Annotated in this window: 3 protein-coding genes and 3 pseudogenes; 3 read left to right on the top strand and 3 right to left on the bottom strand. The window is 50.8% G+C overall.

What is annotated here, in order from left to right; genetic code table 11:
- Both QZ506_RS09060 and QZ506_RS09055 read left to right on the top strand, forming a co-directional pair.
- Window positions 1-121: pseudogene (locus QZ506_RS09060) on the top strand (IS5/IS1182 family transposase); the annotation flags it as partial.
- A 55-nt stretch (window positions 122-176) separates the two neighbouring features.
- Window positions 177-644 (top strand): annotated as a pseudogene (locus QZ506_RS09055) (ATP-binding protein); the annotation flags it as partial.
- A gap of 46 nt (window positions 645-690) precedes the next feature.
- Here the strand turns inward: QZ506_RS09055 and QZ506_RS09050 are convergent.
- Window positions 691-1,029, bottom strand: coding sequence for a DUF413 domain-containing protein (locus tag QZ506_RS09050; RefSeq protein WP_196908179.1), 339 nt, complete (start codon window positions 1,027-1,029; stop codon window positions 691-693).
- Between the two features lie 120 nt (window positions 1,030-1,149).
- On the opposite strand from QZ506_RS09050, the gene hdfR reads away from it, so the two are divergent.
- Window positions 1,150-1,974 carry an HTH-type transcriptional regulator HdfR gene (hdfR, locus tag QZ506_RS09045; protein WP_291970518.1) on the top strand — a complete coding sequence of 275 codons (825 nt, stop codon included), beginning with the start codon at window positions 1,150-1,152 and terminating at the stop codon, window positions 1,972-1,974.
- Between the two features lie 14 nt (window positions 1,975-1,988).
- Here the strand turns inward: hdfR and QZ506_RS09040 are convergent, their stop codons facing one another.
- Both QZ506_RS09040 and QZ506_RS09035 read right to left on the bottom strand, forming a co-directional pair.
- Window positions 1,989-2,117: a hypothetical protein gene (locus tag QZ506_RS09040; RefSeq protein ID WP_291970517.1), complete on the bottom strand. Its 129-nt coding sequence runs from the start codon at window positions 2,115-2,117 to the stop codon at window positions 1,989-1,991.
- A 6-nt stretch (window positions 2,118-2,123) separates the two neighbouring features.
- A pseudogene (locus QZ506_RS09035) lies at window positions 2,124-2,357 on the bottom strand (transposase); the annotation flags it as partial.
- Between the last annotated feature and the right edge of the window lie 133 nt (window positions 2,358-2,490).

Genomic DNA, 2,490 nt, shown 5'->3' with positions numbered 1-2,490 from the left:
TCTGGGTGGTCATCTAAGTCTGAGAGACTACGATGCTCAGGTGGGTGAAGCCATGGCCATGGTCAAAGCGCTTAACCGGATCACGCTATTAGGAATGCCGAACAGTATTCGCATCACGTAACAATCGACCCGTATGGGGCACAGTCGTTACAAGTTCTGATTTATTCAACAAAGCCTATCAAGGTATCCATAACCGCTTGCCGGTACAGAAGATCCTGCGCTATCTGGGAAAACTCTCCGGGCCATTTATCGACCGATTCGATCTGTCGATTGAAGTTCCGCTACTGCCTCCCGGAACGCTGCACAAACAGGGACGACATGGAGAGCGCAGCGCCGACGTTCGAGCACGCGTATTGACGGCACGAGAGAGGCAACTTGCACGAGCGGGGAAAATCAATGCGCGCCTGACACCGCCAGAAATGGATATTCACTGCCGCTTGCTCGAAGAGGATGCCATCTGGCTGGAGGCGTTAATGACCAAACTGGGGCTGTCTGTGCGTACCTAGCACCGCATTTTGAAGGTAGCAAGGACCATCGCCGATCTGGCGCAGCAGCCCGATATCCAGCGCGACCATTTGGCGGAGGCGATCAGTTATCGCTGCATGGACAGGTTACTGAGCCGCTTACACCACGATTTAGGGTAACGCACTGACATAAAAAACGGGGCCATTGGCCCCGCGAGTGAAAAACTTAATCGTCGCTATCCGTGTATTCTTCCACCGCATCCATCTGCGGCTTACCGCCGGACAGCGTGTGGAAACGCTTCGGGCGACGAATACGTGCAACATATTTGGCCCAAGTTTTTTCCATGTCGGTGGATGCATCACGTTCACCGCGGCACATAGCGACGAATTGAATCTCTTCCTCGGTCACCGGTTGGCGTTTACCCAAGTCAAGCTCATTCAGCGCATAGCCATAACGCTCCAGCATCTGGGCTTCTTTGATGGTGAAGTCACCGTGACGAGAGAAGCCGCGTGGATATGATTTATTATCAAAAAAACGATTCGTTGTAGAGAAGCTTTCCGCCATCTTACACGCTCCTAATTCTTTTATGGTCGTGCTGTTTATGGCGCGGAGTATTAGATAGGCTTGACATTCTGTAAAACAAAACATTTAAATCATCACGACAAATTTTTTTTGGAGATAGGCGTGGATACCGAATTACTGAAAACCTTCCTGGAAGTCAGCAGAACCCGGCATTTTGGGCGCGCCGCAGAATCGCTCTATCTGACCCAATCGGCGGTCAGCTTTCGTATTCGCCAATTAGAAAATCAACTTGGTGAAAATTTGTTCACTCGCCATCGCAATAATATTCGCCTGACACCGGCGGGCGAGCGGTTGTTGCCCTACGCAGAGAGTCTGATGGGCACCTGGCAACTGGCTAAAAAAGAGGTCGCGCGTTCGCAGCAGCACCAGTTGCTGTCGATTGGTGCGATGGCATCGCTGTGGGAAGCCTACCTGACACCCTGGCTACAAACGTTATATCAGCAGCGCCCGCTGCTTCAGCTTGAAGCGCGCATCGCACAACGTCACTCTCTGGTGCAACAGTTGCACGAGCGTCGTTTGGACCTGCTGATCACCACCGAGCAGCCCAAAATGGAAGAGTTAACCAGCCATTTGTTAGGAAACTTCTCTCTGGCGTTGTTCGCCACACAGGATGAGGAGCAGACCGAACGACCTTTTATCAAACTGGAATGGGGCGCGGATTTTCATCAACATGAAGGGCGGATATTGAGTAACGAACAGCTTACTATCCTGACCACCACCTCAGCACACCTGACGCGCCAGCTGCTGCTGACCATCGGCGGTTGTGCCTTTCTGCCGCGCCATTGGGAAAAAACGTACCCATTGCTTTACATACAGCAAAATACGCCACCGGTGATCCGCCCGCTGTATGCCGTTTGGCTGCAAAACAGCGACCAGCAGGCGTTAATCCGTCAACTGCTTAAAACCCCTATTGCCGATGTGTTGTGAGCCGCGTAGCGCCGTCAGGCACGTTTAGCGACCCAAAATGCACTAAGCCCTTTCTGCAAGGCGATAAAGGCAAACAGCAGGATGCCAATCACTATCTTGGTCCACCAAGAGCTGAGCGTGCCATCAAAGGTGATTATACCCAATAAACCTCAAGATGCAGGTTTGAGCACCTGAAAACGATCGTGAATTCTGGACGTCAGAGAGTCCGCTATTTCTGGTAGCGTATTGGTGAAAAAATTGAATATTGCATCCCGAAAATCGCGGGTGTTCTCAAAATAGCGATTATTCCGTGCATGCTCATTCATCACTTTCCACAGGCGTTCTATCGCGTTCAGATTCGGACTGTAAGGCGGTAAATAGTGAAGCTCTATGTTCACGAGGCTTTGTTGAATAAATAGATATTATGCTGCGTAGCCATAAAGGCTGCGGATTCCCTTGACGTAAAATCAGTATGTTAAATCCAGAGCGTGGTGATGCATCCCGGAGCGATCAGCATTTTAATCCAAAACAGGCGTG

Origin of the sequence: Candidatus Symbiopectobacterium sp. (assembly GCF_020054415.1) — a bacterium.
Taxonomy (GTDB): domain Bacteria; phylum Pseudomonadota; class Gammaproteobacteria; order Enterobacterales; family Enterobacteriaceae; genus Symbiopectobacterium.
This window is presented reverse-complemented; position numbering and strand designations above follow the sequence as displayed.